General features: G+C 27.8%; 21 protein-coding genes. 12 read left to right on the forward strand and 9 right to left on the reverse strand.

Annotated elements, in window-relative coordinates; all coding sequences use genetic code 11:
* Positions 1-106 precede the first annotated feature (106 nt).
* The 5 genes from psyc5s11_RS14355 to psyc5s11_RS14375 all read right to left on the reverse strand — a co-directional run bounded on the left by psyc5s11_RS14355 (position 107) and on the right by psyc5s11_RS14375 (position 6,783).
* Positions 107-2,041 carry an ABC transporter ATP-binding protein gene (locus tag psyc5s11_RS14355; RefSeq protein WP_311196367.1) on the reverse strand — a complete coding sequence of 645 codons (1,935 nt, stop codon included), beginning with the start codon at positions 2,039-2,041 and terminating at the stop codon, positions 107-109.
* Complete coding sequence (locus psyc5s11_RS14360; RefSeq protein WP_224033190.1) at positions 2,038-3,813, reverse strand: ABC transporter ATP-binding protein; 1,776 nt, start codon at positions 3,811-3,813, stop codon at positions 2,038-2,040. The genes psyc5s11_RS14355 and psyc5s11_RS14360 overlap by 4 nt, the downstream gene beginning before the upstream one ends.
* Positions 3,814-3,914: 101 nt before the next feature.
* Complete coding sequence (locus psyc5s11_RS14365) at positions 3,915-4,355, reverse strand: MarR family winged helix-turn-helix transcriptional regulator (RefSeq protein WP_224033191.1); 441 nt, start codon at positions 4,353-4,355, stop codon at positions 3,915-3,917.
* 235 nt (positions 4,356-4,590) lie between these two features.
* Positions 4,591-5,418: a nitroreductase family protein gene (locus psyc5s11_RS14370; RefSeq protein WP_224033192.1), complete on the reverse strand. Its 828-nt coding sequence runs from the start codon at positions 5,416-5,418 to the stop codon at positions 4,591-4,593.
* 12 nt (positions 5,419-5,430) lie between these two features.
* Complete coding sequence (locus tag psyc5s11_RS14375) at positions 5,431-6,783, reverse strand: effector binding domain-containing protein (RefSeq protein ID WP_224033193.1); 1,353 nt, start codon at positions 6,781-6,783, stop codon at positions 5,431-5,433.
* 240 nt (positions 6,784-7,023) lie between these two features.
* Here psyc5s11_RS14375 and psyc5s11_RS14380 point away from each other — a divergent pair, with 240 nt between their 5' ends.
* From psyc5s11_RS14380 to psyc5s11_RS14395, 4 genes are all read left to right on the forward strand, one after another.
* A complete protein-coding gene (locus tag psyc5s11_RS14380) occupies positions 7,024-7,617 on the forward strand; it encodes an HD-GYP domain-containing protein (RefSeq protein WP_224033194.1) in 594 nt (197 codons plus the stop codon).
* Positions 7,618-7,628: 11 nt separating this feature from the next.
* Complete coding sequence (locus tag psyc5s11_RS14385) at positions 7,629-8,489, forward strand: DMT family transporter (RefSeq protein ID WP_224033195.1); 861 nt, start codon at positions 7,629-7,631, stop codon at positions 8,487-8,489.
* A gap of 153 nt (positions 8,490-8,642) precedes the next feature.
* Positions 8,643-9,059, forward strand: a complete 417-nt coding sequence (locus tag psyc5s11_RS14390; RefSeq protein WP_224033196.1) for a flavodoxin — start codon at positions 8,643-8,645, stop codon at positions 9,057-9,059.
* A 23-nt stretch (positions 9,060-9,082) separates the two neighbouring features.
* The gene (locus psyc5s11_RS14395) at positions 9,083-9,718 is read left to right on the forward strand and encodes a DUF3793 family protein (protein WP_224033197.1); all 636 of its coding nucleotides are present in this window, start codon (positions 9,083-9,085) and stop codon (positions 9,716-9,718) included.
* 578 nt (positions 9,719-10,296) lie between these two features.
* On the opposite strand, the gene psyc5s11_RS14400 is transcribed toward psyc5s11_RS14395, so the two are convergent.
* From psyc5s11_RS14400 to nudC, 4 genes are all read right to left on the reverse strand, one after another.
* A complete protein-coding gene (locus tag psyc5s11_RS14400; protein WP_224033198.1) occupies positions 10,297-10,617 on the reverse strand; it encodes a hypothetical protein in 321 nt (106 codons plus the stop codon).
* 142 nt (positions 10,618-10,759) lie between these two features.
* Positions 10,760-11,320 carry a hypothetical protein gene (locus psyc5s11_RS14405; protein ID WP_224033199.1) on the reverse strand — a complete coding sequence of 187 codons (561 nt, stop codon included), beginning with the start codon at positions 11,318-11,320 and terminating at the stop codon, positions 10,760-10,762.
* A gap of 700 nt (positions 11,321-12,020) precedes the next feature.
* On the reverse strand, positions 12,021-13,265 hold the full coding sequence (locus psyc5s11_RS14410) for a toll/interleukin-1 receptor domain-containing protein (RefSeq protein ID WP_224033200.1): 1,245 nt from the start codon (positions 13,263-13,265) through the stop codon (positions 12,021-12,023).
* Positions 13,266-14,335: 1,070 nt separating this feature from the next.
* Entirely contained in the window at positions 14,336-15,175 is an 840-nt protein-coding gene (nudC, locus tag psyc5s11_RS14415) for an NAD(+) diphosphatase (RefSeq protein WP_224033201.1), read from the reverse strand.
* Positions 15,176-15,771: 596 nt separating this feature from the next.
* On the opposite strand from nudC, the gene psyc5s11_RS14420 reads away from it, so the two are divergent.
* The 8 genes from psyc5s11_RS14420 (at position 15,772) to nrdJ (ending at position 24,560) form a co-directional block, all read left to right on the forward strand.
* On the forward strand, positions 15,772-16,233 hold the full coding sequence (locus psyc5s11_RS14420; RefSeq protein WP_224033202.1) for a GNAT family N-acetyltransferase: 462 nt from the start codon (positions 15,772-15,774) through the stop codon (positions 16,231-16,233).
* A gap of 71 nt (positions 16,234-16,304) precedes the next feature.
* Positions 16,305-17,195, forward strand: coding sequence for an ABC transporter ATP-binding protein (locus tag psyc5s11_RS14425; protein ID WP_224033203.1), 891 nt, complete (start codon positions 16,305-16,307; stop codon positions 17,193-17,195).
* Positions 17,188-19,356, forward strand: coding sequence for a M1 family aminopeptidase (locus tag psyc5s11_RS14430; RefSeq protein ID WP_224033204.1), 2,169 nt, complete (start codon positions 17,188-17,190; stop codon positions 19,354-19,356). The genes psyc5s11_RS14425 and psyc5s11_RS14430 overlap by 8 nt, the downstream gene beginning before the upstream one ends.
* Positions 19,349-20,095 (forward strand): hypothetical protein, encoded by a 747-nt coding sequence (locus tag psyc5s11_RS14435; protein WP_224033205.1) that lies wholly within the window; start codon positions 19,349-19,351, stop codon positions 20,093-20,095. The genes psyc5s11_RS14430 and psyc5s11_RS14435 overlap by 8 nt, the downstream gene beginning before the upstream one ends.
* Positions 20,096-20,179: 84 nt before the next feature.
* Positions 20,180-20,722 carry an RNA polymerase sigma factor gene (locus psyc5s11_RS14440; RefSeq protein ID WP_224033206.1) on the forward strand — a complete coding sequence of 181 codons (543 nt, stop codon included), beginning with the start codon at positions 20,180-20,182 and terminating at the stop codon, positions 20,720-20,722.
* The gene (locus tag psyc5s11_RS14445; protein ID WP_224033207.1) at positions 20,715-20,993 is read left to right on the forward strand and encodes a hypothetical protein; all 279 of its coding nucleotides are present in this window, start codon (positions 20,715-20,717) and stop codon (positions 20,991-20,993) included. The genes psyc5s11_RS14440 and psyc5s11_RS14445 overlap by 8 nt, the downstream gene beginning before the upstream one ends.
* The gene (locus tag psyc5s11_RS14450; RefSeq protein WP_224033208.1) at positions 20,990-22,111 is read left to right on the forward strand and encodes an ABC transporter permease; all 1,122 of its coding nucleotides are present in this window, start codon (positions 20,990-20,992) and stop codon (positions 22,109-22,111) included. Before psyc5s11_RS14445 ends, psyc5s11_RS14450 begins: the two co-directional genes overlap by 4 nt.
* A 355-nt stretch (positions 22,112-22,466) precedes the next feature.
* A complete protein-coding gene (nrdJ, locus tag psyc5s11_RS14455) occupies positions 22,467-24,560 on the forward strand; it encodes a ribonucleoside-triphosphate reductase, adenosylcobalamin-dependent (RefSeq protein ID WP_224033209.1) in 2,094 nt (697 codons plus the stop codon).
* The last annotated feature ends 127 nt before the right edge of the window (positions 24,561-24,687 follow it).

The raw sequence follows: 24,687 nt of genomic DNA on the forward strand, positions 1-24,687 counted from the left end.
ACTTACAATTATTTTAAATACTTTTTGTTCATTTCACTATCATTATTTTATCTAAGTTTGTTGCAACGCCAATAAAAGGATTGATTTTTCTTTGCAACTACTTATATTATACTACTTCATTATCTAAAGCTGCTCCAGTAAATTGGCTATTATAAAGATCTGCATAGAAGCCATTCTTTTCAAGAAGTTCATTATGATTACCCATCTCAATGATGCTTCCTTTATTCATAACTAATATTAACTCTGCATCTCTAATTGTAGAAAGTCTATGTGCTATTACAAAACTTGTTCTATTTTGCATTAGTTCTGTCATAGCCCTTTGTATATAAACTTCTGTTCTTGAGTCAACACTACTTGTAGCTTCATCAAGTATCATAATAGTTGGATTTGCAAGTATTGCACGAGCTATAGTAAGCAGTTGTTTTTGACCTTGTGATATATTTGAAGCTTCTTCATTTAGTATTGTATTATATCCATCTGGAAGAGTCTTAATAAAATGATGTGCATGTGCTGCTTTTGCAGCTTGCATAACTTCTTCTTCTGTGGCTCCTTTTCTGCCATAAGCAATATTATCAAATATTGTGCCATTAAATAGCCAAGTATCTTGAAGTACCATACCAAACATATTACGTAATTCTCCACGTTTTATGTCTCTAATATCTACTCCATCAATTGTAATATTCCCTGCACCTATCTCATAAAAACGCATAAGCAAATTAACAAGGGTAGTTTTACCTGCACCAGTTGGCCCAACAATTGCAATTGTATGACCTTGTTTTACATCTATGTTCATGTTATTAATAAGAGGTTCTTCTGTTTTATAGCTAAAGTTAACATTTTCAAATTTAACTTCTCCCTTAGGAAATTCTATAATTTTAGAATCAGTAGAATCTGGTATTTCTTCAACTTCATCTAATAATTCAAATATACGTTCAGCTGAAGCTACTGTAGATTGAATAATATTTGCAATATTAGCAGTTTGAACTATTGGTTGAGTAAACTGACTAGAATATTGAATAAAGGCTTGAATATCACCAATAGTAATTTTGCCTTGTATTGCTAAATAACCACCAACAACAGAAACTACTACATAGCCTATGTTACTAACAAATCTCATCATAGGCATTATTATTCCAGATATAAACTGAGCTTTCCAACCTGCATTGTATAATTTATCATTGATATTTTTAAATTCTTTAATAGAATCACGTTCATGTCCAAAAGCCTTAACAATTTTGTGACCAGTATACATTTCTTCAACGTGACCATTAAGTGCTCCAATTTCTTTTTGTTGAGCTGCAAAATATTTTTGAGAACGCTTTGCAACAAGTGCTGTTACCAAAATATACAGTGGCAAAGTTAAAATAACAACAAGTGTCATTAATGGACTTATGGTTAACATCATTACAATAATACCAATGATAGTAACAATAGATGTAATAAGTTGTGTAAGACTTTGTTGAAGGGTTGTTGCAATATTATCAACATCATTTGTTACACGACTTAAAATCTCACCATGAGTTCTTGCATCAAAAAATTTCAGTGGTAGCCGTGAAATCTTATCTTCAACATCTCTACGAATATTATAAACAGTTTTTTGTGCAACTCCAGCCATAATATATTGTTGCAGAAATCCAAAAAGTGTGCTTATTAAATATAATCCAAGTAACAATAAAATAACATTTCTTATATATGTAAAGTCTATACTAGGGATCGTAATATTAGCATCTTTACCTGCTTTAACCAAAGCAGTATTTTGACCTATTGCTGTAAATTTTGCTATTAAGCCTTCAACTAATCTAGTTATAGCCCAGCCTGAAATTTTAGGTCCTACTATACTAAAAATAGTACTGAAGATTGCAAATATAAACACTAAAATAAAATTAACTCTTTGCGGTTTTAAATAGCTTAAAAGCCTTTTTAAAGTTCCCTTAAAGTCCTTTGCTTTTACGACTGGGCCACGTGCGAAAGAACCCATTGGGCCACCACCTGGACCTCCCATTCCACTTTTTTGTTTATTTACATTTTTATTTTCGCTCATGCTAATTCCTCCTCTGAAAGCTGTGAAGATACAATTTCATGATATACTTTGCAGCTAGTTAAAAGTTCTTTGTGAGTTCCCATACCTGAAATAGCGCCATCATCTAAAACTATGATTCTATCTGCATCCATAACTGTTGCAACTCTTTGAGCAATAATAAGTACTGTAGCTTTTGCTGTCTCATTTTTAAGTGATGCACGTAATCGTGCATCAGTTTTAAAGTCAAGTGCTGAAAAACTGTCATCAAAAATATATATTTCAGGCTTTCTAACTAAAGCACGCGCTATGGATAAACGTTGTTTTTGTCCACCAGAAATATTTGTGCCTCCTTGAGCTATAACATGTTCATAGCCTTCTGACATTGTATTAATAAAATCTGTAGCCTGAGCTACTTTAGCTGCATGCTCAATTTCTTCAATAGTAGCATTATCCTTACCATATTTTATATTTTCAGCAATTGTTCCAGAAAAAAGTACTGTCTGTTGAGGAACAAAACCTATTTTTGCTCTAAGACTTTCTTGACTCATTTCTCTTACATCTACTCCATCCACGAGTACGCAACCACTAGTTGCATCATAAAAACGCGGTATTAAGTTTATTAAGGTAGATTTACCTGAACCTGTACCACCAATAATTGCAGTTATTTCACCTGGCTTCGCACTAAAATTTATGTTACTCACAGCTGGCTGATCTGCACCAGGGTAGCTAAAACTTACATCTTTAAACTCAACATATCCACTTTCTTTATCAGCAAGTATAGCCTTCTGTGGATCTAAAATTTCTGGTTCCATTTCTAATACTTCATTTATTCTTATGGCAGAAGCTTGAGCTCTCGGTATCATTATAAATACCATAGAAAGCATTAAAAAACCAAATAAAATTTGCATTCCATATTGAATAAATGCTATTAATGAACCAATTTGCATATTACCAGCATCTATTCGTATACCACCAAACCAAATTATAGCAACAGTTGTAACATTCATAATTAACATCATCATTGGCATTAAAAATGCCATAATCTTATTTACTTTTATAGCATTATCCATAAGATCAATGCTTGCATCATCAAATCTAACTTTTTCTGTATCTATACGGTTAAAAGCACGTATTACACGAATTCCAGTAAGTCCTTCACGTAATACAAGATTCAATTTGTCTATTTTTACTTGCATCAATTTAAATAATGGCATAGCTGATTTAAGTGTTACTCCAATGATAATTCCAAGGAGAGGAATTATTACTGCAAAAATCCAAGTTAAAGGTGCATCCTCTCTTAAAGCCATAACAATACCACCTATGGCAGTTAAAGGTGCAAAAAGCATAATAGAAAAAATCATTATAGTTACTGCTTGAATTTGAGTAACATCATTTGTAGTTCTTGTTATAAGAGTAGCAGTACCAACCTTATCAAACTCATGCAATGAAAAACCTTCAACTTTGGTAAATAATTCATTACGAAGAATTCTACCAAAACCCACAGCAGTTCTTGAAGATAAGAATGTAGATATAACTGAGCATACAGCCCCACCTGCTGAAATAAGTAACATGATTCCACCTGTTCTAAGAATGTAATCTACACCTTGATACGAACCACTAAATCCTAAAAATGAAATAGTTTGAACTACATCCTTTTGTACTATACCTTTATCAACTATATCAGCCATTAAATTTGGTAAATACAGATTTGCAAGAACTTGCGTAAAAATTAATAAAATTACTGCAACTATTTGTAATGAGTATTGTTTTAGAAACCTAAACAATTTAAGCATTTAATATCATCTCCATTTATTGTTATTATTTTAGACACATGAAAGAAAATAACAAGTCAAAAATGTCATACAGATGGACTAGTTATTTTTTTGATTGTGCCTTATTCTTGCTGAACACTTAAGAGTTTCTTAAGTGCATCTAAGCCTTCAGATATTTTGCGAAGTTCTTCTGGGCTTCCTTGACTGATTATTTTTTCAACGTTTTTTTCCATTTGCTTATGAAAAACTTTATGCATATCTTCAAAGTTTGGAGATATACTTACATAAACTACTCTCTTATCCTCTTTACTTCTTTCTCTTACCACCATTTCCTGTGCTTCAAGCCTATCTATAATTCCAGATACAGTACTATTTGATAAACAAAGCTTACTACTAAGTTCTGTTATCTTCATTTTCTTATTCTTACTCAAAAGTCCAATAACCATACCTTGTGGTGCAGAAATACCTGCATCACCAAGCAACTTTTTCATATTATGTTTAAATAAATGCATTACCTCTTGGAAAAGTCTTGCAACTTCCATACTATCGTTTACTGTGTCCATTTTATCTCCACCTTAAAATATATTTCGCTTACGTATATTTCTATTGCGAATGTTTCGTTTGCGAATGTTTCGCTTACGAAATAAATTATAATCTCATAAACATTTTCTGTCAAGGTATATTCAAATAAAAAAACTTCGCATAAATTTTACGCGAAGTCTTTAATCCATATAAGGTTTTAAGTCAATGTCAAAAAGTAATATTCAAAAATGTACACTATAGAAAATACTAACTACATTACCATTTTTCCCAGTGTACCTTAGTTCCATCATATCTTGGCGTAAACTCTTTTTCTTCTGCATGATAGCCTAATGCAATTACTGCAATTGGAATAACTTTCTCTGGCAAATTAAAATACTCACAAATATATTTATAACTTGGACATGATTTAAGTAATCCACACCAGGTAGCACCTAAGCCTAACCCATGAGCTGCAATCAATATATTTTGTGCAGAAGCTGAACAATCCTCTAATAAAAATTCATTTATGCCTTCTATATTCTTATCTCCACAAACTATTATACAACAATTTGCTGTAAGAAAAGGCTTATGATTGTTTTCATCTGCCATATTTGAAATGACAACTTTATTATTTGTTATAACAAAATGCCAAGGTCGCTTTCCTTTTGCATTTGGCGCACAAAAACCTGCTTGAAGAATGGTATCAATCTTTGATTTTTCAACATCTTTAGATGAAAATATTCGTATGCTTTGTCTTGAATTAATTGCAGTTAAAACATTAATATTGCATAATTCATTTTCAATAACTTTGCGTTCTCCTGAATCATATAATGCCTCTTTATCAAGATCCATAGTAACCTCAATTTCCATATCATCTACATTAATGCCAATTTTTTTCTTCAATTTTTTATCCACGCTCATTATATATTTCCCATTTCCTCTTGAAATAAGCTTATTTCTATAATCTACACCATTAATGTTACCATATACTTTTATTGTGCCTTTTTTAACATTAAACTCTTCTGCTGCATTAAATGGTAAATCAATAACAGTAAGACCACCTTTCTCTTTTGTGTTTATTAAAACTGTTTTAAACTTCTGCATATTTCCACATCCTTAAACTTTTACTTTTATTGGCATATACAATATCATATCTGTTTCCATTTCAATATGTGGGTCATTGATTTTATATTCTTCAAAAAACCAATAATCCCCAATACAATACTCCTTACTTTTGGACATCCAATTCATAAACTCTCCCAAAGCCCATCCATTATATTTATATTTAGATTTCATAACGGCATAATATCCACCTTTGAATTCCTCTAACTTTATGTTAGGGTTATCTGTTTTAAATTCTTTATCAACAGTTGTATGGATTTTGAAAAAGAAATCATCATGTCCAATTCTTTCATAGTTATAATAAGCAAAAAATCTATTATTTAAGTTGTCACTAAATAACCCTTCAGATGCTGCCCATTTTAGAAAGTAGTCTCTCCCTTTATCGATTGCATCTTTGCCTGTCACCATATAAGTAGCTGTCCACATAGGTTCAACATTTTCAAAAGTTTTTATCATATCGATATTATTCTTTTCCATAATAGGCATATATAAATCTACTCCACCTATATGATTGAAGTTATCATCAAAACCCAAATGTTCTTCAAGCCATTGGTGACCACCATAAATGTATTTACTATCTGTCAACCAGTTATTGAATCTTTTCCATGCTTTCATTATTTCATATCCTATTTCACCATTCTCATCTGGTTTTACACCAATTACAGCATAAAGCCCTCCATCAAGAAATTTTGTTTTAATTTTATCATCATTAACATCTATATCTTCATCAATTGTAATACAAACTTCATAACCATATTCATCATGACCTTCTGATGGACTAGGATTATCAAAACCCCAAATTCGTAATTTTTGCTCATTTATATTCATCCCAGTCTTATTTATCCACTCTCTCATTACTGTAAAAGCATTATCTTCAGAGTGTTTTCCATAATAGCAATAATAAGCTACTCTCATAGTTTCAAGTTTTTTTAGAACTTTTATATCAGGATATTTTTCAAGGAGTTTTTTATCCTGAACATCAAAATATTTATCCATAACATTCATCCTTTCAAAGCTATATATTTGATTTTGCTCTCTGAAATCACTTGGCAAAAATCCAGTAATACGCTTAAAAGCTCTTGAAAATGTATCTCCACTATTAAAGTCATACTTCACAGCAATGTCAATTATACAAACATTGCTACTTCTAATATCAAAAGCTGCAAAACTAATTCTACGAAGCCTAATATATTCTTTTATTGAATGACCAACAATAGCAAAAAACAATCTATAGTAGTTAGATTGTGACATGTATGCTTCTTTGGCTACAAGATTTAAATCAATCTTATTTTCAAGGTTTCTTTCAATGTAATCAATAGATTTTTGTATGCGTTCATAATAGTTCAATGGAATGCACTCCTTTAATATCTTAAGATAAATATAGATTATCATACCTTAATTACCATTGTCCGACTTTTTTTCTAAATATCCATTGATGTACTTTTATGACTTCCACTTTTACCTAATACACCAACAATTTCTTATTATATAATTGATAACCATTTTCATTTACTTTTTATTTCTCATATGGTATATTATTTTTAGTATTAAACTAATAGGTAATAATAAAATAAAGGGAGTGATTAAATGATAACAAATTCTGATATGTACCACGATATAATAGAAAGTTTAACTGCTGCCTTAGATGCAAAAGATGTTTATACATCAGGTCATTCTACTAGAGTTGGCAATATGGCATATGATTTAGCTAAAAATTTCGAACTTGACGATTATGATTTACAAATGATTCATATTGCTGGTCACCTGCATGATATTGGTAAAATTGGAGTGCCGGATAATATATTAAATAAAAAAGATAAACTCAATGCTTATGAGTGGGAACTTATGAAAAGTCATTCTGAAATGGGATATAATATTGTGAAAAAAGCAGAAAGTTTAAAAGAGATATCTTCTATTGTTTTACATCATCACGAAAGGTGGGATGGTGCTGGATATCCTAAAGGACTATCAAAAGAAAAAATTCCACTAGGCGCTAGAATAATTGCTGTTTGTGATTCTATAGATGCTATGAGAAGTAACAGACCGTATAGAAAAACAGCAAGTAACACTGAATGCTATAATGAAATATTAAAAAATAAAGGACTAATGTATGATCCTAACGTCACTGACTGCATAATTGAAAATTGGAATAATATTGTAGTTTCTTATTATTCAAAATAAAGGAGATTAATATGAATTTTAGTGAATTAAACAATAGGTATAAGGGAATACTATTTATAATAATATCAGCTTTTGGCTTTGCTATGATGTCAGCTTTTGTTAAGCTATCAGGAGATTTACCCTCTTTTCAAAAAACCTTTTTTAGAAACATAGTCTCACTTTTAGTAGCATTAGCACTTATATTAAATCATAATGGAAGCTTTTTTGGTAAAAGAGAAAATCAAAAAACATTAGTCTTAAGATCTGTATTTGGGACACTTGGAATAATTTTTAACTTTTATTCAATAGATAGATTAGTATTATCAGATGCTAACATGTTAAATAAACTTAGTCCATTTTTTGTAATTATTTTTTCGGCTTTGTTTTTAAAAGAAAAGATAAATTTAAAACAAATTTCAGCAATAGTTATAGCTTTTATAGGTGCATTATTTATAATTAAACCAACTTTTAATTTAGAAATGATTCCAGCCATTATTGGGACATTAGGAGGTATTGCAGCCGCTGCTGCATATACATGTGTTAGAGCTTTAAGTGGAAGGGAAAATCCAGATACAATTGTATTTTATTTTTCATTTTTTTCAAGTGTTGTTACTCTCCCACTAATGTTATTATCTTATGAACCTATGAGAATGATTCAATTAATTTACTTGATTTTAGCTGGAGTTTTTGCAAGCATCGGACAATTCGGAATAACATTTGCTTATAAATATTCGCCAGCTAAAGAAATATCTATATTTGATTATACTAATATAATTTTTTCAGCACTGATAAGTTTATGTATATTTGGAATACTTCCTGATTATTTAAGTGTTATAGGTTATATTATTGTATTTATGGCCTCTTTATATATGTTTATATTCAATAAAAATTGAATATAATTCTACACTTTATTAATATAATAAATTATCTGATTTAGCAATTTTATCAAGTTTAAAATAAAACTTGACAAAAGTGGTCATATATTATATTCTCTAATTGAGAACGATTTTCATAATTATTAAAAAGTTGTAGGGAGTGGTAGTAAAATGAAAATAGTATATTGGTCAGGAACAGGTAATACAGAAAAAATGGCAGAATTCATTAAAGAAGGAATAATAGGCGCAGGTAAAAATGCTGAAACGGTAGTTGTGTCTGATGTAAATGTGGATGAATTACTAAAAGAAGAAGTAATTATTTTAGGTTGTTCTGCAATGGGAGACGAAGTATTAGAAGAATCAGAATTCGAACCATTTATTGATGAAATTTCAACTAAGGTTTCTGGTAAAAAAGTTGCACTATTTGGCTCTTATGGTTGGGGAGATGGTCAATGGATGAGAGATTTTGAAGAAAGAATAATAGGATATGGTTGTACTATCATAGATAACCCATTAATAATTCAAAATGAACCTGATGATTGCAAGCAAGAATGTATAGATTTCGGCATTAAAATAGCTCTGGCATAGAATAAATTGGGCGGTGATAGAAAATGATATATCTAGATTTTTATAATAAATTAGATTCATTGCATGATAAAGAATATATAGAAACTTTTTTAGTATATAATTTATCATTAGTAATTGCAGGAATCAAACCAGCTATTACAGTTACAATAAAAAAGAATAATCAAAAATTATATAATAGTTGGAAGGACTTTGGAAGTTGTTTTTTAGATAATATAGATTTAAAGTGCATAGAATTAAGAGAAAGTAACGATTCAATTATAGCTATGATTTATGATGAATTTATGTTAGAAAATGAATTAAGCCAAAAGTCTCATATGGAATTTTTATTTAATCTAGGATATCCTTCTAATGTATGCATTAGTGATCATATAAACATATTAAAAAATAGATATGAAGAATATCACTGCCCTCATGAACTTGGATTGTTCCTTGGAATACCCTTTGAAGATGTTAAAGATTTTATGGAATGTACTACAAAAAAATGCTTATTATGTGGATATTGGAAAGTATACAATAACGGTAATAAAGCAAAAGAAATTTTTAATAAATATGATGAAGTAAAAGAATACACTATAAAAAATATGCTTAAAGGTAATTCATCGCGTGACCTCGCTTTAAGTATAAAGAACTCCTTTTATGAAAATGCTAAATGTATATAGCTCCTCCAAAGTGAATATATTTAGTTTAAATTAAAATAGATGATTTAAAGCTATTGTCTTAATCATATAATTATTAAATACTTTATCTTATTTTTTAACTAATACATTAATGATATTCACAAACTATCATTAATGTATGCAATTAAATGATTATATTACTTTTAACACAAATAAATTCATGATATTCACACACTACCATGAATTTGTAATAATTAACCACCATAAGAATTTTCAGTTCACACACACTGAAAATTTTAAACAATGAGTACAAACGAATATTATTCCAATCCTAAATTTAGTATAAAAAATACATTCCATAAAATTTATATAAAAGAACAGTTGCACAACTAAAATGAGTTAGGTGTGCAACTGTTCTTTTTAAATATATAACCTACATGTTTTGTAGCTTATATGGATAATTAGAATTTTATTTATTTGATATATCAGCTCAAGTTCAAATCTACCACCCCAAATTATACATACTATAGCCAACTACTTATAAAGAGCCAAATGGTGACATTGGAGAAAATTTTTTTACTCTTTTAGATTAAAATATAAATTTTTTTAATGATCCTGCTTTAGTTTAACTTTAAAATGATAAATATTGCTTTAATAATCCCCCATGCTGGTCCTAATAGTACAACAACACTAATAATAATGCTGATATATGTTCTCACTTTTTTTGATTCTTTTTGAAATATTGCAACTAATCCCAATATTAAACTTATAAGTGCAACAACTACTCTCACTATTGTTTCACTTATTAGATAAGTGTTAGTAGCATATAACATATATTTCCCACTAATATCGACTATCGAAATTACAATTATATAAGCTATTTGAATTACTGCTAAACAATAAGCTAACATACCTTTATTTATCTGTTTTAGATTGTCCATAATAAGTTCCTCCATTAAAATTACATATATATATTAAGAATATTTAACTTATATTTTTATGTGTTTCTTAGATTATACTGAATCATTAAAAATCTCTTTTAACAACATTTTTAACATAGCATATCCCCAAAATATAAAAACTTTATTGTTTGTTTCTAATTTGATTCCATTCTTTCCAAAATTCAACATAACTTTTTCTATCATAGTCATCTGAAAATATTTTCGGCATCGAATTATTATAAAACTCTTTTAGTTTATCTGTGTAACTAAAAATTATCTCTTCATACTCATTATTAGGTATAATAGTTTCTTTTCCAGTTTCAGTAATTAATTTAACATTATTGCCTTTATGAATAACTGTCCAATCAATTCCAGTTGGGCATCCTAATACTACAATCTTATTAGTTTTTTCATCTATATACATAAAATGACCACAACAAGGTAACATATGATTTTCTTCTTTAAATGCTATGTGATTAGTTTCTATAGAACGTAACATCATAAGAGCACCTGCACTTACTGTCCAATCATCATTATCTATTCCATTATCAATTATTTCATCACCGATTCTAACAAAAACATTTCCATGTAAACATAAGTCTTTTCCATCATCTTCTTTTCCATCTATCCAATGCAAGTCAATAATTTTAATTACAAAATTCGAACCATTAACTTCAAGTGAATCATCTTTTAATATAATCATTTATTTCCCCCATGTACTTAATTTTGACTAAGATTATCATTGAGCTATTAATTTATTTACTATTTTACATAGTTCATATGTATTGTCATATTTACTTAACATGTCGTTAAAAATAATTTATTTATAATATTTCTCTACCATATACCCATTATTAGCCTACTCGGTATATATTATCTCACCCCACTTCTGCATTTTATGGATATTTTCCTTCCATCTTAGTAAACATATCCATTAAAATATTTGCGCTTCTCACAAGTTTTAATATCTTCAAGTCTTAAATCATGATCTTCTAGTGTAGATCGTGGACATTTGAGAAATACATTTTCATGAGGACTTCTATACTTTTGGGATGATTTACATTATTTGCATTTGTATCTTCTTGAAAAATAAATATTTGACGATAACAATAAGTGTGATTAAATTCTTTTGCTAATTTATTGTAGCACTTTATACCGTCTAGACTAATATTCCCTCTCGTTGAATCATAGGGATTAGAACCTTCTTTTGTAATATTTCTAACATGATCAGAATATGCTTTTAATGATTTAATTAAAATTTCTTTTTTCCATTACTGTTCCTTGTTTTAATTTTAAGTAATTATACATATTCCTACTATCTAATTCATATTATTTGCTATGAATAATTGGGAATTCAGCTTATTATAAAATTTATATATTCCTTTATATAGTTAATGTTAAACTTACCGAACCTCTAGACTTAATGCATTTAGAAACTTAATTATATCTAATCTTGCACTATTTTTGCTTTTATGCGTTTCTATATAATAATTTTGTATTTGAATTGGCGAAAAAAATTTATAACCACTTATATGTTTATTTTCTTTATTAATTAGATACCTTTTATTACCTGTTTTAAAAGGTACGATACTATCAAAATCTATCTGTTTGATAATTAAATGCTCAAATATTTTTCTGTAAAATGATTTAACAGAGTCAGCTTCTATTTGACTATCTCCTAAAATTATAGATAAATCTGCATCTGTTTTATTCTGAATACTATGAATATCATCTAAATCTTCTGATTTTTTAATCGTCTTTCTTAGATTAACTTTTACATCGTTAGAAACAGTATTTTCTTTCTTATTAGTAGTTATAGAGTTAATAAATAAATCTCTTTTTTGTTCCCAGCGTATATCTGGAATAGTAGACAATCCAAATTCATTCAGCAAACAATCTTTTAACTGACCAAGTTTTTCTTTCACTTCGGTTACCTCATTATCAAGTTTTAATCCAATTTGTCGTGGATTTATAGCTCCTGCAACTTCTGTGAATTCAAATCCAGGTAACAAGATAGTTGTATACCTATTTTTCAATATCCATGCAGCACCCATTTCATTCATACATGCGACACTTTTATAATAATTATCTGATAACACAAGAATAACATGAAGATTGTAAGTTTCAAACTGAATTTTTAGGTAGTCATAAATATCATTGTCTAATGGAATCCCATAACCTGGAACCGATGAACAGAAAATAAGTTCATGATTTAATCCTATACCTTCTAATAAGTCAATTAGTTTTGAAACATACTCCTTATCAGAACTAGAATGACTAATAAATATTTTATGACTTTTTTGTAGCATAGTAATTTCTCCTTTTATTTTTTTAATCTCTGTTATTTCTACAGGATAATATTTATCAATATTCTTTTTAATTGCATTTAAACTTCCAGACACTTCATTAAATGTTCTTTCATCCTTCCAGTCATTAAATCCTTGTTTTAATTTTATCAATGTATCCCATATAAAATTATCTTTCGTCTGGTCGTAAATGTCTTGTAATTCAAGTTGAACTTCTTGCTTCCAATCAGCAAATGTAAAAGTATCATAAATAATATTTACACCTGTGCCACTTGAAATGTGAAAATTCATTTTTAGGTCATCAATTTTATTAATTAAACTCAATAAATCGTTTTTCATCATTTTTCACCTCATAAAAGTATATAATATAACTAATTTAACTTGTCCTTAGAATATGACTATAGTTATCAAAAATAATATACAAATTAGTTCTATCTTATTGTAATTTATATAAAATCTAACTATCCATTATAGACATTATGGTAATCTCTATTATTTTTTTCTAAAATATAATATGAATAGCCCCTCTTTTTATTTATAGATAGTCTATCCTCATTATACTACATATTTTACATTTTATTCTTTATATTCCCTATCAATTCATCATTATTTTCTCAGAAATTTTCATTTACTTTAACCACTATCACTTCTTTTTTAATTAATATAAAGTTCACACCGTTCACAATTGTAACAGTCACCACTATAACGGTAACTTGTACTCTGAAAATCCCTCCTATGTGGATTTTAGATTGACCAATAATCCAACTTTCTAATACTAATCTATATATTCTCAAACAATATATAATTTTAAATATCCTAATATTTTACCAATAAAGAAAATTTAATTTATTAGTTCTTTCAAAAAAGACACTGGATTTCTCTAATGCCAATAAAATACTTTATTCAAATTTAAAACTACTAATATTATTCGTAATCTCTTCTATATAAATCTCATCAAACAAATCATAAATACATTTCAGGCATCGCTGATAATTTTTTATAATTCTATCTTCTAATAACCAGTGCTATATTATTTTTATCTAAGTATTAATATTTTCTGTTGTAATTTTAATTTAATCTTTAACAATTTACAACATGCTCCAAAATTTATTTATCGCTCAGAATCATCACTGCCAATTTGATGTATATATTTTAAATTCAAAAATCTTCTTAAAATAACTAGCTTTTCTAACTTTGAAACCTCTCAGCCCGCATTTTTGGCGCATATTCTTCACCATATATATGGTGAACCATATTTATGGTAATATTCTTCTACATATTTATGGTGAACCATACAAGAATGTATTGTATCTTTTTCATATGCTGATGATTCTCACAAGGTGGCATAAGAAAAGGTACTAAATATTTTAAAATGATCTGCAAGTGCATTTCTAATAGAAAGTAATTTATTCTTAATATAAATGTCTATTACAACGGAATTCTTCTATCATTTCAAAAGAAAGGCTTATTTGAGATAAATCCTCCGGCAATTCTACTCTGCTAAACCATCTTGCCTCAGCAATTTCTGATTCTTGAATAGTCACTGTATCATCCCCATCTAGCTCAACAAAGAATCCAATCATTTGAGTATCTGAAAATGCCCATGGCTGACTCTTATAGTATCTAATATTTTTTACTTTTAGTCCTACCTCTTCCATGACTTCTCGCTCCACTGTCTCTTCAAAAGATTCCCCTATCTCAACGAATCCTGCAACTAAAGCAAATTTTCTAAAGTTCCCATGAGCATTTTTTGCAAGTAAAATTTTATCCCCATTTATAATTGCAACTGTTACAGCTGGTGAAATAGTTGGATATATCCTTTGTCCACACTCACGACATACAATTGCCCTTTCATTTTCACTTTTTCTCATTTCACTTCCGCAACGTCCACAATATTTATGATTTTCTAACCACCTATATAATTGGTTTCCTGTTATAGCTGCAAAAGCCATGTGCTGTGGCATAAAAGTTCTAAGTATTTGTATATCATAATAATTCAATTTTTTATTTACTTCTATTTTTTCTTCTCTTAATAAGAAAAAACCTATTTCATCAATAGAGAACAAATACTCTGCCTTTTCATAAATATCTTTTAATTCTTGTATATCAGAAATTTTAGGCAATTCTAAATCTTTCCCCTCACCTTTTAACAAGACTTGTCCATTTTCAAAATTAAGGAGTATATCTTCATCCTGTGGCTTTCTTTTACTTAATTGGCTATTAAATATGTATGGTGCAATTTCATGAATCATTTTCTTTATCCTTCTTTCTTCATTAAGTCTATTCCTTGTTTTATAAAATCTTGTGCACATTAAAAACTTATGAATATCTATAAATAAATGTGCTTATCTTTTATGATGTGTTATTTCTATTGGAAATGTACTATTGAAAATTCTCCCTATTGTTATTCCTCTAATTGTAATTTAGTTAATATTATAACATTTTTTTTATTTTATTAATATTACTATAGATTATATAACCTATAATAAGAATTGTTCGAAGCGTAATAATACATATTCTCAAATGTAAACACAAATTTGAAATAATAAAATATTGATTTAAAAGAGTGAATTTGAGATTTATTTCTGTGCAATTCTATTTTACTAAGTAATACGATTTATAAGGCGAATTAATTAATATCGTTTAAATCTGTCTATTTTAATTTTTTTGATATTTGACAATCCACTTATATATTATATTTCTATACTTGTGGTACTACTTAAGAAATGGAAAATGCGTTAATATTATTTATTGTAAAGTAAAAACTGCTATCATAAATTTATTTATGATAACTATAAAATTTAGGAAGAATAATTATATATGATTTTTTATAGGAGGTTAAGGAAAAATGATGATAGAAAAAGTTTTTGTAAGAAATGTTAATAATAATGATTTTGAAACATTAACAGAGTTAATTAGTGAGTTGGGGTATCCATCAACTGTAAGCACAGTATCAAATAGACTCTCTAAAATTAATTCAAATAAGTGTTACAAAACACTTGTATCTGAAATAGATGGAAAAATTGTTGGTTTTATTGGATTATGTAAATCACATGCATATGAGTATGATGGATCGTATGTAAAAATTATTGCTTTGGTGGTTAATAAAGATTATAGAGGTAAAGGGATAGGTACAAAATTAGTTGAGTCAGCAGAAAACTGGGCATTAGATGAAGAAGCAATTGCAATTACTTTAAATAGCGGAATAAATCGCAAAGAAGCCCATGAATTCTATAAAAGTAATGGTTATGATATTAAAGGGTATAGTTTTTCAAAAACATTCTGCAAAAAAAACTTTGCAGAAAAATAGATGTAAATAAATGCATATAAAGGTGTAACTTTTTAATCACTTCTTCGAATAAGTAATGAGGAGTGATTATAATGGAGATAAAACTAAATAATGTAACTAAAGAATATAAAGGTATTAAAGCCTTGGACAATATCGATTTAACTATTAAAACACCAGCAATGATTGGGTTTTTAGGACCCAACGGTGCTGGTAAAAGCACTTTAATGAAAATTTTAGTTGGACAACTTATGCCATCATATGGAGATGTAACTGTAGATGGCAAGAATCTTAGTCAAAACTTAAATTACTTAAAAACAAGGCTAGGATATTTACCTCAAGATTTCGGATTATATGATGAACTTACTGTAGAACAATTTTTAGATTATATATCATGTTTAAAGGGCATTTCTGAAAATAGAAAGAAAGTTATACTTAATTGTATTAAGAACACAAATCTTTTAGAAAAAAGAAAAGCTAAGATTAAAACCCTTTCAGGAGGACAAAAACAAAGAGTAGGAATCGCCCAAGCTCTTCTTAATGATCCAGAATTAATAATAGTTGATGAACCTACTGTAGGACTTGATCCTGAAGAGAGAATAAAATATAGAAATTTATTTTCTCAAGGTGCAAGCAATAAAATTGTTATATTATCAACCCACATTGTAGAAGATATTGAATCCATATGCAATCAACTTATTGTATTAAATAAAGGAAAATTCTTATTTAATGGGCTACCAAGTGAATTAATAAAAAAAGCTGCAAACCATGTTGGTATTGTTGAAATTAGTAATGAACAAAAAGAAGAATTCTTAAAAAGAGAAAAACAAGAAAGTTTTAAAGTAACATCAACTATTGTAAAACCAACTGGTATTCATTACAAAATAGTTGCAAACGTGCTTCCAGATTTTTGCGAGAAAGTTACTCCAACTCTTGAAGATGCATATGTATATTGCATGCTTAAGGAGGAACAGCTCAGTGATTAATAATTTTAGATTGTTAAAAAATGAAATAAAATCTCTTTCAAAATTTAAAATCCTTTGGGCTGTAATTTTAGTTACAAATATATTTATGATAGTTGGTATAGATTCTATAAATTTATCAAATGACAGTAGCCTTTATAATATAAAAGTGACTTCCCTAACCTGTGCTCTTGGATCATCTAAATATGGTGCACTATCAGGAATATTAGCATTTTCAACCTTTACTATTTTAATATTAAGCAGAGATAATAGAAAAAGAGTTAATTCAATTATCCATTCATCTATTGATGAGCAGAAACTATTATTTGTGCGTATATTTTCTATAATTTTTTATGTGGTGATTACCATAATACTTGGAATGATATTTACTATGGCATTTGCAGCTATTATCTATAACGTGCCTATTTATTTTTTTGACTATTTATATTGCTATACAGTTATATCATTTCCAGCATTACTTTTTTCAGTTTTTATAAGTGTTGGCTTATATTTAATTAGTGAAAGTATAGATATAAGCATTTTATTTATGATTGTATTGTTTTTCATTAGTTTTTTATCACCAAACTATTTACTTAATTGGGCTCAAACTGGAGTTACAATATTCTCCGATTTTGCAGGCGTTAGACCGGTTTCGAAATTAATACTATACAATAGACTTTTATGGTTTATTATTTCAATTTCAGTTTTATTAATAGGACTTTTGTTTAGAAGAAGGTATGAATCTAACTTATTTAAATCTTTCATTTTTAATATAAAAAGTAAAGTACTACTACTACTCCTAATCTTAAGCTTAAGTACTTCACTTTTCATTTATACAAACGAACCCTATTCCATGAATTTTAATCCAAACGCTGTTAATTCCATTATAAATACAGATGTAACACTAAAAAAAGTAAGTCCCCATGTTACATTTTTCACAGATAAAGAAACCTTGGCTGCTGATGTTTCTTATGAATTTGAAAACAACTCTTCTACGTCTATTGCATTTAGCATTAATGAAGGACTTAAAATCAAAAATATAAGTGTAAATGATGAATTATGTACCTATGAAAAAATAGGACAAACAAACAATGTTCAAATTCCAATTCCTAAAACTAAAGATGTTAAAGTTAATATATCTTATGAAGGCAAAATTAAATATTATAAAGGTGGCGCAATTGCAGGTTATATATGCAAGGACAGTATTTACTTATTAGAAGTATCTAACTGGATATTTAGACCTTTAACTGCAAATGAGAAAACTATAGATATTGAAGGTTCTTACAGTGCTCCCTCTAACTTATCTGTTGTAACTCCTGGAAAAACTACTGAGGTAAAAAGTGAAAATGGAAATAAAATTTGGAACTTTCAGTTTAAATCAAAAGACATTAACATTGGAGTTTTTGCAGCAGAATATAAAGAATCTAAATTTAACATTAACGGTACAGAAATAGAATTTTATTATTCTCCAAAACATGAAGATTATATAAACAATGATTTTTTAGGTAATAACATGAATATTGAAAATTATATAAAAAATATGTTTGTATATTATTCTGATAATATAGGAAGTTATTATTCTAAGGAATATCCTTTAAAAATTGTTGAAAGTTCCATATATAAACCAGGAGGCCATTCATCAGGTAATGTAATTACCTTTGCAGAATATATGGTAAATCGTGAGATGTCAAATAATCTAAATGCTTATATTATAGTACATGATTTGGATATTATTGCCCATGAAATGTCTCATCAATGGTGGGGTACTGGTGTGAGTTTAACTACAAATGGAAGCTTTTCAGATGAAGGTCTAGCAGAATATTCTAGTTATAAGTATATACAAAAAGAATTTGGAAATAGTCTGGACAAACAATTAGCAGATTTAAAAGTACAAGATTGGCAACAAAGTGTTGTTTCTTTAAGTAAAAGTTACTATTCTCAAAGTACTAAAAACTTAGAAAAATTAAATAAAAACTATAGAGAAGATTTTGAACTTAAAAACCTTAAAATGCAGCGTTATGATATGATGCCTCTACAACTTAAAAAAACAGAAGAAATTCAAGGTAGCGAAATGTTTTCAAAGAATCTATCAAATGTATATAAAAACAACATTCTAAAAGACTTAAGTTATGAAGAATTTTTAAATGAAATGGGAATTTCAAAGGAGGCATTTTCTTATGATTAATCTAGTTTTACTAAAATATGAAATCCGTAGACTTATATTAACAAAAAAATTTTTTTATATGATACTTATACTGTGCGTTTGGACAGTAGATGTATTAATGAGATTAGTTATAAATGGATTTTATTACACAGCTCCTTTTTCACAGTGGAGTTATTCAGAATTCATCAATTTGTTTTCTCCTATACTTTTTATAATATTAATACTTTTATGTACAAGTATATTTTCAGAAAGTGAAAAATCAGTAAAAAATATTATTTATTCTACCCCGATTTCAGAATCAAAGTATTATATAATGAAAGGATGTGGTGTTTTTGTAGTATTTATTATTACAACAATTATTCCTATTGTAATTAGCTTTGTATATTATGCTTTTTTATTTGAATATACAGAATATCAATATTTTATACTTCCTATCCTTTTATTTATAATTCCAACTAGTCTATTTATTTTTGGTCTTTCAATATTTTTAGGAAAAATAAATAACAAACTTTTATATGCTTTAATTCCTTTCACTTTTATAATGGGTGCTTTAAATTTAAGATATTTGCCTGTTTGGATAGATGTTTTTGGAAATAATTTTGTGCAAGATTATGGATTACATTTTATTATGGGAAGTGATAGTGATGTAGTTCCTTACATTATACCTAATGATTTTTTATGTAGCAGACTAGTATTGGTAGCTTTAGGAATCTTATTATTTATATTTGCATGTAAACCTAAAAAGTGTAAAAATAAATAAGGTATTTCTAACTTGAAAATTTACTTATGCATATAAAAGAAAATTGAAAGACTTGAATGTCCCTATATAAAAGGAGGTATGCTAGTGGATGAAGATAAACTACTAATGAAAAAGTTTCAAGAAGGCAATGAAAATTCCTTTGAAGAACTTATAATAAAATATAGAGCTAACGCAATATGTTTTGCACAACGGTATACCTTAGATAAATTTATTGCAGAAGATATTACTCAAGAAAGCTTTGCTTATTTGTATGTATATAAAGATAAATATAATGAAAAATATTCTTTTAAAACTTATTTATTTAGCATTATACGAAATAAAAGTATTGACTATTACAGAAAATCCAAAAGAGAAGATCTTCAGTCTAATTTATATAATTTAAGCAACTCCGATACTCCTGAAGACATAATATTGAGAAATGAAAGAAAAAATTTAGTTATAAAGAATATAAATAAATTAAAGGAAGATTACAAGATTGCAATTTATTTAATAGATTATGAAGAATTTAGTTATAAAGAAGCCGGAACTATCCTGGAAAAAAATTTAGCTCAAATGAAAATACTTGTTTTTAGAGCACGAAGAAAATTAAAATTGTTAATTGAACAGGAGGAATGTACAAGTGAATGAAAAAGATAAGGAATTTATTGATAATGTTCGGAGGAAAATAAATTATATTGAGCATGTTAGATACGAAGAAGAAAAAATTCAACAGTATAAAAAAACAAATATGAAAAAAAGCATTAAACTAACCTTAGTTTTTAGTATAATTCTATGTATAATCTTAATTCCTGTGTTAATAACTAAGAGTTTTGATATGATTTATGTATTTGTTTTAGGAATTTGCATTTTAGGGTTTTGCTGCTATTATGAAAATTACTCAAAGGAGATCTCACAATGATTTTAAATATTATATGGAAGGAAATAAAATATCAGCTCAAAAATGCAACCTTTTATGGCTTTTTTATAGTAGTTTTACTAATGTTTTTTTCTCAGCTTGGTATTCCAACAAAAAGTGACTTAACATTAACAACACAAAAAGAAAATCATTATAACTATGAAAAAATAACAGATAAAGACAAAGAAATGAAACATATGTATTTATGGCTAGGTAGTGCTTATGAAAAAGGTACTGTTCTAAAATATAAATTCTCATTTGGATATGATGCTAAGTTAAATGATAGTGAAAAAAATTATTTAAAAGCTACTATTGATAAGATTTATATCTTTGACAGTGAAAATAATTTAGAAATAAAAGTTTCATATAATGAATATTTAGATATACTTAAAGATTTGGATAAAAATTTAAATGGCAATACAATTTATGGTAATCCCGAAAAATATGGTCTTGGGTATGAAGAAATATCCTCAGAAAATGCTTTGAAAGCTTATAATGATGTTATGGAAAAAGATAAATTTACTAATGCATATGGAAGGCTTTTTGCTGACTATATGGGTATTACAGCAGGATTCTTTCCCGTATTTTTATCTGCATTTATTTTTGTCAGAGAAAAAAACAAAAAAGATTACGAAAATATATATAGCTCTAAAGTTTCATTTACAAAATATATTCTAGCTAAATATATAGGAATATGTGTTTGCATAATGGGATGTTACTTGATACTCGCAACCTATACTACCTTAGCATATTCAAAATTTGCTTTAGACACTAATTCTGTAATTGATAGAATGGCTATATATAAATACACTTTTGCTTGGATAGGTCCAACTGTACTTTTTGCTACTGCTTTTGGAATACTAATATCTGCAATTTTTAATAATCCAATTTTTGCAATAATAGTTCAATTATTTCTATGTTTCAGCAGTATACAAAATTTAATTGGACAATATGGATTAACCAAATATGTAATAAGGTTTAATGTATTTGGAGAATATGATAACTACCTTATGTGGAAAACTGCAATCATTGAAAATAGAATTTTTTATACTATACTCCCCTTTGCGATTATTTTATTAAGCTCATATATATGGACTAGATTTAGAAAAAGAAACACTTAATTTTGACACTTTAATTATTAAGATCAGATGGCTTTAAGCTATCTGATCTTTAACTAACTCATTAATTATACTTGATTTAAGTATAATTCTATTATCTTAAAGCTATTTAACAATAATATAATCAATTTATTTTATAATATATATTTATTTTTTTGTTATTAGTATATTGGAAATACAACAGGGTATAATCTATATATGGTGTTTCATAAATTTTTATAAGCACAACATATTGTATTTTCTTATAAAATAGTATAGAATAACAATTATCACTTAATAAAATATACTATAATTTGCAATAATAAAAGGAGCTTAAAAGCTTCATAAATTACTTAAAATCAAGCTTGGAGGAATATACATGAATAAAATATTATCAGAAGAATTTTTAAAGGAATATAGAGATATTACTAAATCACCCTTAAGCAATATTGGTGAATTTGTTTATTTAAGAACTTATTCAAGGTATTTAGATGATAAAAAAAGAAGAGAAAATTGGTTTGAAACTGTTCTTAGAACAACTGAATATAATCTTGAACTTGGTATAGATTTTAAAAAGAAACATGGACTATTTATAAATATGAAAGATGAAATCAAAGAAGCTGAATTTCTTTTTGATAATTTATTTAATTTAAGAACTTTTACATCTGGCAGAACTCTTTATATGGGTGGAACTGATATAGTTAAGAAATATCCACTTTCAAATTATAATTGTTGTTTTACTATGATTGAGCAATTTCATGATTTTGTAGATGTATTTTATCTTCTTATGGTTGGTTCTGGTGTTGGAGTTAGAATTGATAAAGACCTAATATCAAATATGCCTAAAGTTAGAAATATCTCTTTAACTGGAGAATACACACAAGATGTTCATAAATATATGCCAAAAGAATATATGGAAGATACAAAACTCACTTTAGATACAAAAGATTCCTCTATAGCTACAATCAAAGTTGGTGATAGTAAAGAGGGTTGGTGCAGCGCACTAGAAATTTACTTTGAATTAATTACGCTCCCAGATTATATTAATATTAAAAAAGTAATAATTGATTATAGTTATGTTAGACCTGAAGGTGAAAGACTAAAAAGATTTGGAGGACGCGCTTCTGGCCACAAATCTCTAAAGAGAATGTTTGAAAAAATTAATAAGGTTTGTAATAATCTTGTAGATGGCTACTTAAAATCAATAGACGTTCTTGATTTGGCTACTATAGTAAGTGAAAATGTTGTATCTGGTGGAGTTAGACGTAGTGCTATGATGATTCTTTGTGATGAAGATGATAAAGATGTTATTAATGCAAAAAGTGAGCTTTACAAAATAGTGGATGGTAATTGGATAGAAAACCAAGATGTTTCTCATCGAAAAATGAGTAATAATTCTGTATTATATAAAGAAACACCATCTTTAGATAAAATAAAGGAAATATTAAATTCCATAAAAATAAATGGTGAACCAGGATTTATTAATGGAACTGAAGCCGCAAAAAGAAAAGATTCTTTTAAGGGTTGTAATCCATGTGGCGAAATTTTACTTAAATCTCATGAATGCTGTAATTTATCTACAAATAATTTAGTAGCTTTTGTAAATGAAAATAATAAACTAGATATTGAACATTTAGATGAAGTATTAAAATTATCTACAAGAGTTGCAATTAGAATGACCTTAGTAACTGTAGAGCTTCCAGAATGGGATAAGGTTATGAAAGAAGATAGAATAATTGGAATTTCTTTAACTGGTATGATGGATATGGTTAACAAAATAAATATGACCTATGAAGATTTAGGTAAATTATTAAACCATTTAAAAGAAGTTGTTAGAAATGAAGGCATGCGATATTGTAATGAACTTGCAGTTTCAGTACCTGAGCTTATGACTACAATTAAGCCTGAGGGATCTCTCTCAACTCTACCATGTGTAAGTTCAGGAATACATTATTCACATTCTAATTATTATATTAGAAGAGTTAGAATTTCTACATCTGACCCATTATATAAAATGATAGAAGAACTTCAATGTTATCCTATTTATAATGAAAATGGTCAAACAGATGAAAATTGTACAACAAAAGTTATAGAGTTCCCAGTAAAATCCCCAAAGGGAAAAACAAAATATGATGTTGGCGCTATAGAACAGCTTGAGCTTTATAAATTATCAATGCTAAACTGGACAGATCATAACACTTCAATTACTGTACATGTAAAAGATGAAGAATGGGATGATGTAGCTGCCTGGCTTTATGAAAATTTTGAGTATGTAGTTGGTATAACTTTCTTACCACTATTCGATGAAACTTATCCTCTACTTCCATATGAATCTACAACAAAAGAAGATTATGAAGAACGTTTAAAAAATATTAAACCAATAGATTATGAATTATTATCTGAGCTTGATGATGATGAAGAACATGAAATTATTGATAAAGAATGTGCAAATGGAGTTTGTCCTATAAGATAAGTGACAAATTTTGAATAGTTTATTCTTAAGTTAAGTTTTCCTTCAACTTAAGAAAATAGTTAAAAAGTCTCTGCATGCAATATGCAGGGACTTTTTACTTATTCTCCTACTTACTTATAAACTAATT

The sequence above is a fragment of the Clostridium gelidum genome, assembly GCF_019977655.1.
Classification (GTDB): Bacteria; Bacillota; Clostridia; order Clostridiales; family Clostridiaceae; genus Clostridium; species Clostridium gelidum.